Below are 6,545 nucleotides of genomic sequence, written 5' to 3'. Positions count from 1 at the left end.
TGGGAGCGAGATCGCCAGATCACCGAGAGTTGGCTGGCATGGTCTGAAGAGGAGAGCCGGGGGTCAAGTGATCGCCCTTTTTTCAGCTTTCTCTTCTACGATGCTGTGCACGGGTACAGTCATCCAGCTGAGGTTCAGCGCTTTACGCCTTACTGGGAGAGCATTAATCATTTGGCCTTGGGCCCCGACTTCGACCCTGAGCCTTACTGGAATCGCTATCGGACTGCGGCACGTTATGTGGATCAGCAACTAGGGCGCGTCCTTGATGATCTGGATGCACGTGGGCTACTGGAAAACACGGTGGTGGTAATCACCTCGGATCATGGCGAATCCTTCAACGAGCACGGCAAGAACTATTGGGGCCATGGCAGCAACTACACGCCAGAACAGGTACAAGTGCCATTGGTAATGCACTTGCCGAGGCATCCGGGCGGCAAAATCACTCGGCGCTCTCATCACGCCGATATCGCGCCGACCCTACTAGAAGAAGTGTTGGGCTGCGAAATTGCGCCGCAGCGCTACACCCTTGGTCATAACTTGTTAGATCCAGAGGTAAAGCGTGAATGGATGCTCTCAGGGAGTTACATGGGCTATGGCATTTTAATGCCCGAGTATCAGATCGCCGTGCATCCGGCGGGGTCTTTCGAGATCTATGACTATCAAATGAACGCACTTGATGATGTACGTCCCAATCCGACTGTTTCGAACGCGGTACTCCAGGCTCTGTCGCGGTTCTATCGCTAAAGATAAGGGCACGTTACGTTCAAATGATCTGATTTATTCCTTTTGCCATTTGATCTGAAATTCAATCTCCTCTTCATCATCGGACCGTTCGTGTTCGATGGTGAATTCAGCTCGCACAGGAACATAGATGCGCTCGCCTGCAATCTGAATACCAACAGCGCGCAGCGGCGTGAATAGGCAGAAATCCAGTCTAGTAGGTTGGCGATGCTTTCTTTAGCACATGCCCATCATGTCACTAAGGCTGGCTTAGTTGGGTCCCGTAATCTGTAAACGAAGAAGGTACCGCTAGCCTGCTTAATCGACGCAGCAACGTCACTATGGCATGTTTGCGTTTCACCATTGATCTTTAAGGAGGTAAAGCAAAACCGTCATGCCTGATAATTCTTTCTGGATGGAACTACTGAGTAACCGTGGCGTGAGTTCGGTAGCACTTGTGTGCATTATCATCCTGTTTCGCATTTTCGCGGTGCGTGTTATACGCGGCCAAAAAGAGATCTTGTCTGATCACCGCCGCGTGTGGCTAGCTCGGATCCGGAATGCCACCGTGGTTCTTATCCTGGTTGGCTTGGTGTTGATCTGGTTGCCTTCTCTGCATGCCTTCGCGCTGTCCATCACCGCCTTCGCGGTAGCGTTAGTTATCGCAACCAAAGAGCTGATCCTCTGCCTGTCGGGCACCGTGCTGCGCGTTGTAAACCAGCCTTTCGAGATTGGAGACTGGGTTGAGATAGGCAACCTGCGTGGTCAGGTGGTCGACGAAACCATGCTGGCAACGACCCTTCAGGAAATTGGCGGACCCGTGGGACGCTTTGAATACTCGGGCAAGACAATCGTGGTTCCCAACAGCGTTTTTCTGACCACCCCAGTCAGGAACCAGAACTTCTTCAAGAAGTGGGTGTATTTCGAAGTTTGCGTCGTTCTGGAACCTGATGTGGACATGCGATCGGCTCTGCCGGCATTAGAGCAGGAGGTGGCGAAGTTACACATCCCCCATGCCGAGTTGGCCGAACGCTACAGCGCACTGATCAGAAAGCGCAGCGGCATTGATATCGCTGAACCTCATCCTCGCGTGACGCTTGCCACCACGGACATCGGGAAACAGCGTCTGGGCATCACGCTATTTTGCCCTACTTCCAGTGCCTTTGAACTGGAGCAGGCCATTAACGATGCCGTACTGCGCCGTTACTGGCTATTGCGCAATATGGCGAGCGTATCGGCGGGGGAGTGAACGGAAATCGCCATGCTATGTCCCTGGAATACGCTTACGGTGCAATAGCAAAAAAATCAGAAACGCTCGATACCTATTTACCTGCCTTCACTATATTATTCCCCACGTCGCTCTTCCTGCGACGTTGATGGAGTGCTTGAGAAATGAGCTTGGTCGCTTTACTGCGTGCTCTACCTGGTCATCTGAAAAATCAGCGTCCCACATTAGGCGACATTCTGGCCGCCCTTGATGAACGCGCCACCCCCTTGGTGCTATTGCTTTTTGCGATCCCGGCAATTGTGCCCACGCCAGGCATTCCCGCAGGCATGGTATTTGGATCCGCGCTAGCCTTCATTGGTATACAGATGGCGATCGGCACCAAGCGCATCCGGCTGCCGCCGGGTATTGCCCATCTGCGTATCGGACGGCAACAGCTGGAACGGATTTTAGGTAAAGCAACCCCTCATCTCGAAAAACTCGAGCGGCACCTGAGCGTGCGCCTGGGGTGTCTTATCACGCCATTGGCTATTCGAAGCATCGGCGTCGTTATCTTTATCATGGCCTTGCTGATAGCACTCCCGATTCCATTTGGAAATACGTTGCCTGGGTTGGCAGTACTGATTCTGTCGCTTGGTATTGCTCAGCGAGATGGTATCGCAGTCGCTGCGGGGCTCGGCCTTGCTGTCATTGCTGCGGTTATTTCCACAGCGATTATCGGTGGTAGCTGGCGGCTTATCGAAATTTTCTTTAAGGAAACACTGCTCATCTCAGCGTGATCCGTGAAAAGATCGCCAGTTGAGTACGGATACAAGGCCGGCCAGCAAGCTGAAAGTGATACTGATGGTTCTTGGGCATTTCTCACGTATGGGTTACTGTTTCGTCGATTTCGCCATTCTTTCCGGCATGAAGGCCTCACTGTGATTGCCGTCCGTTCGCTTTTTCTGATTACCCTTCGATGATCGCCAACCTGCTGATAGCCTGGCTAATCTCCAGCCGCTTTTAACGCAGCCATTAATGTCTTTGCCTGGGTGATATCCACAATACCGAGCAGGCCAACTAAAGTGGCTACAGCTTTTCGGACACACAGGCGCAGGTCGTAACACCTGCTCATTTAGACCGCCATTGATAAATAAAGACATTATCTTCAATAGTGTTTGCATCAAGTATTATTTTTCAAAATCCTAAATTCTTAAGAAACATGGCCGATAGTTATTTAATAACGAGGTTTTTATTTATTACAGACAGAGCCTCCACGGTAAACGATAATAATTAAATGGTGATGTCATGCTGGATAAGCTACATAAGATCAATGTGAAGTACACGCTTGCTTTCTTACTGGTAGCCTTATCACTGCTGGCGGTGGTGTTGGTTGATAGTCTGCTTGTCCAGACGATGCGTGAGCGCATGATTGCTTTTAGCGGCTCCTTCAATCCGGCAGTTTCAGCGGTGCTTAACGCCGACAGAGATCTTTACCAAGCGCGATTAGCTGAATTAGAAGTCTTGCGTGAGGATCCGGAAAGTCAGGCCGCTAGTGATCAGCATGATGCTTTTCTCGAGAACGCGCAGCAGGCCTATGATCGAATGCGTGAATTTCTTACGTTACTAGATGCCTATCCACAGGTCAGTGAAGGAATTGGCGACTTCGAAGTGCGTTTCGATTCCTGGAAAGCAGCTGCCCAGGAGGTCTTTGATCTTCATCGTCAGGGAAATATTGAGACCGCTGAGACTCAGATGGAAAGTGACTCTCTGGCAACCTTTAATGCCTTGCGCGAGCTCTACAATATTGCTGGTGAAAGTGCAGACGCGCGTGGTTTAGCTCTTGAGAGTGAGACTCTTGCAGGCGTTGCCCTACAGCAGCGCTGGGTGATGGGTTTTACCGCGCTGGTATTACTGGTCACCCTAGCCATCGCACTGATAGGCCCAAATCTGATGTCTCGGGCGATTCGACAGGTCAGCGGGCGAATCCATGATATTACCGAAGGTGAGGGCGACCTCACTGCTCGCATTGAGAGTAACCGACGCGATGAAATTGGCGAGTTGGCTTGCGAGTTCGATGCGTTTATTGCTCGAATGGATAAGAGCTTCCAAGCGGTGCGTGACGGTGCCCGCAATGTCAATATTGCCTCGGGCCAAATTGCTTCTGGCAGCGAAGATCTAGCGTCGCGAACTGAACAGCAGGCCTCCGCTCTGCAAGAAACAGCTTCTAGCATGGAGGAAATGTCTTCCATCGTACGCCAGAACAGTGAATCCACCAGTAATGCAGACACGCTTTCAAGCCAGGCGGCTGAGAAAGCCGAGAAGGGCATCCAGGAGGTTCAGCATTCAGTAACGTTGATGCGAGAACTAGAGGCCAGCTCTCGCCAGGTCGGTGAGATTGTCAAAGTGATCGACTCCATTGCTTTCCAGACAAATCTTCTGGCCCTTAATGCGTCGGTAGAGGCCGCTCGTGCCGGTGAGCATGGAAGGGGCTTTGCGGTCGTGGCCAGTGAGGTTCGTAATTTAGCTAGTCGCACTGCCGATTCATCCAAAGAAATCCGACAAATGATTGAGGATATCAGTCAGCGCATCGCTAATGGCGCCGAGCAAGCAGTGCGCAGCGGCGATGGCATACAGGAGACAGTAGAAGCGATCCGCCAGGTATCAGGACTAATGAATGAGATATCGTTGGCGGTGCGCGAACAAGAGGCGGGTATACAACAGGTAGGTACCGCTCTTACTCAGATGGATTCTGCGACACAACAGAACGTCACCCTCGTTTCGCAGACAAGCGACTCTGCGGCCTCCCTTCAACAAGAGGCAACCCGACTCACCCGTTTGGTAGAAGCTTTCAAACTCAGTGGCGGCAGCGCTACAACTCCCTCTCTTATGCACTCTAAACCCGTAGGTGCTTTGCAGCGCAACTCACAAAAAAAGACGCCTGATTGGGAAGGCTTCTGAGGAGATCCATCTCACCGGATTGTAAAGCCGCTTCCTTGGCCTATCGTTTAGCTCGCAGAAGACATGCAGCGGGAAGTTGAGCAACAAGATCGGTCATGACGCTTGACCCCTTACTGGCGGCAAAAGTAACAGGAAAAAAGTGGTAGTAAAAAGGTGACAGAGATCAGACTTCAGTGGTTAATGCTGGCGAGCAAAGCGTTGCCAGCCTTGTGATGCCAGGGTGCTGATCACAAAAAACATCGCGGCCAAGCTGACGATGGTGGGGCCTGTCGGGGTATTAAAGGTGTAGGCCGCGCGAAGCCCGCCGGTGGTGGCAGCCATGGCAATCACGGCGGCGATCACGGCCATCTGTTCGGGGGTGCGGCTGAAGGGGCGCGCCGTTGCAGCGGGAATGATCAGTAGGGCAGCAATCAGCAGTGCGCCCACCACCTTGAGCGCCACGGCGACCACAATGGCAAGCGCGATGGTTAATACCAGTTGTTCACGGCGCGGATTGATGTGGCTGGCATGGGCGAGCTCTTCGTTCAGCGTGGCGGTCAGCAGCGCCTGCCAGCGCCATAGCATCAGGCCAATGACCAGAATGGCGCCGGACCAGATAATCACAAGGTCGGTTTTCCCCACGGCGAGAATGTCGCCAAACAGATAGGCATGCAGGTCGATTCGCACGCCCGCAACAAAGGAGACGGCGACCAAGCCGATGGCCAGGGCGGAGTGAGCCATCACGCCGAGCAAGGTGTCCATGGCATAGCCTTTGCCACTCAGCAACGAGACGCTGATGGCCATCAGCAAGGCGATTGAGACGACGCCAGCGAAGATTGAAATATTCCACAGCAGAGCGAGCGCTACGCCCAGAATGGCGGCATGGGCGGTGGCATCGCCAAAATAGGCTATCCGCCGCCAGACGACGAAACACCCCAGCGGTGCGGCCGCCAGCCCAACGCCCAGCCCTGCCAGGGCGGCACGCCACATGAAGTCATCCAGCATGGCGCGTCTCCTTATCGTGGTGGTCAGCGTGTTGATGGCGATAAAAGGCCAAGGTGCTGGCGGTCTGGTCACCGAAAAGTGCATGGTACTGGGGCGATGACGCGACTTTTTCGGGCTGCCCCTCACAGCAGATGTGCCCGTTCAGGCAGATAACATGATCGGCCGTGCGCATGACCACATACAGATCGTGGCTGACCATCAATACCGCGCATTGGGAGCGCTGCCGAATCTGTTCGATGCGCTGATAGAAATCGGCCACGCCACGGTGATCCAGCCCCTGCGTGGCTTCATCAAGCAGTAAGAGTGAAGGGCGGGTCAGTAATGCGCGGGCCAGCAGAACGCGCTGCAGCTGGCCGCCGGAAAGGTGATTCATGGCGGCATTCAGCAGGTGCCCGGCACCCGCCTGTTCCAGCGCCTCGGCAATGTCACGGCTGGCATGCCGTTTGGGCAGGTTAACGAAGCGGCGTACCGTTATTGGCAGGGTGGGGTCCAAGTGCAAGCGCTGGGGGACATAGCCAATCCTGATATCGGGGGCGCATATGATCCGCCCAGCCGCCGGTTTGATCGCGCCTACCAGTGTCTTGACCAGCGTGGACTTACCGGACCCATTGGGGCCAATCAAGGTGACAATCCGACCGCGTTCGAGCACCAGGTTGATATTGTCCAGCACGCGCTG

General features: G+C 53.8%; 6 protein-coding genes. 4 read left to right on the top strand and 2 right to left on the bottom strand.

Annotated features, from left to right (window positions below; translation table 11 throughout):
• The 4 genes from ELY33_RS02510 to ELY33_RS02490 all read left to right on the top strand — a co-directional run.
• A partial coding sequence (locus ELY33_RS02510; protein ID WP_126943458.1) for a sulfatase-like hydrolase/transferase occupies nucleotides 1-744 on the top strand: 744 nt, incomplete at its 5' end.
• A 370-nt stretch (nucleotides 745-1,114) separates the two neighbouring features.
• Nucleotides 1,115-1,969, top strand: a complete 855-nt coding sequence (locus ELY33_RS02500; protein ID WP_126943455.1) for a mechanosensitive ion channel domain-containing protein — start codon at nucleotides 1,115-1,117, stop codon at nucleotides 1,967-1,969.
• Between the two features lie 143 nt (nucleotides 1,970-2,112).
• The gene (locus tag ELY33_RS02495) at nucleotides 2,113-2,724 is read left to right on the top strand and encodes an exopolysaccharide biosynthesis protein (protein WP_126943452.1); all 612 of its coding nucleotides are present in this window, start codon (nucleotides 2,113-2,115) and stop codon (nucleotides 2,722-2,724) included.
• A gap of 508 nt (nucleotides 2,725-3,232) precedes the next feature.
• Nucleotides 3,233-4,885: a methyl-accepting chemotaxis protein gene (locus ELY33_RS02490; RefSeq protein WP_126943449.1), complete on the top strand. Its 1,653-nt coding sequence runs from the start codon at nucleotides 3,233-3,235 to the stop codon at nucleotides 4,883-4,885.
• Nucleotides 4,886-5,062: 177 nt separating this feature from the next.
• Here the strand turns inward: ELY33_RS02490 and ELY33_RS02485 are convergent, their stop codons facing one another.
• Nucleotides 5,063-5,869, bottom strand: a complete 807-nt coding sequence (locus ELY33_RS02485; protein WP_126943446.1) for a metal ABC transporter permease — start codon at nucleotides 5,867-5,869, stop codon at nucleotides 5,063-5,065.
• A partial coding sequence (locus tag ELY33_RS02480) for an ATP-binding cassette domain-containing protein (protein WP_126943443.1) occupies nucleotides 5,859-6,545 on the bottom strand: 687 nt, incomplete at its 5' end. The genes ELY33_RS02485 and ELY33_RS02480, both read right to left, overlap by 11 nt.

The sequence above is a fragment of the Vreelandella andesensis genome, assembly GCF_003989795.1.
GTDB lineage: Bacteria > Pseudomonadota > Gammaproteobacteria > Pseudomonadales > Halomonadaceae > Vreelandella > Vreelandella andesensis.
The sequence above is the reverse complement of the archived record's forward strand: the minus strand, read 5'-3'. Positions and strand labels throughout refer to the sequence as shown.

Bases quoted from the DNA above. Each gene is read 5' to 3' on its own strand.
- ELY33_RS02495 (WP_126943452.1), top strand. From the start codon at position 2,113: ATGAGCTTGGTCGCTTTACTGCGTGCTCTACCTGGTCATCTGAAAAAT.
- ELY33_RS02490 (WP_126943449.1), top strand. From the start codon at position 3,233: ATGCTGGATAAGCTACATAAGATCAATGTGAAGTACACGCTTGCTTTC.
- ELY33_RS02500 (WP_126943455.1), top strand. From the start codon at position 1,115: ATGCCTGATAATTCTTTCTGGATGGAACTACTGAGTAACCGTGGCGTG.
- ELY33_RS02485 (WP_126943446.1), bottom strand. From the start codon at position 5,869: ATGCTGGATGACTTCATGTGGCGTGCCGCCCTGGCAGGGCTGGGCGTT.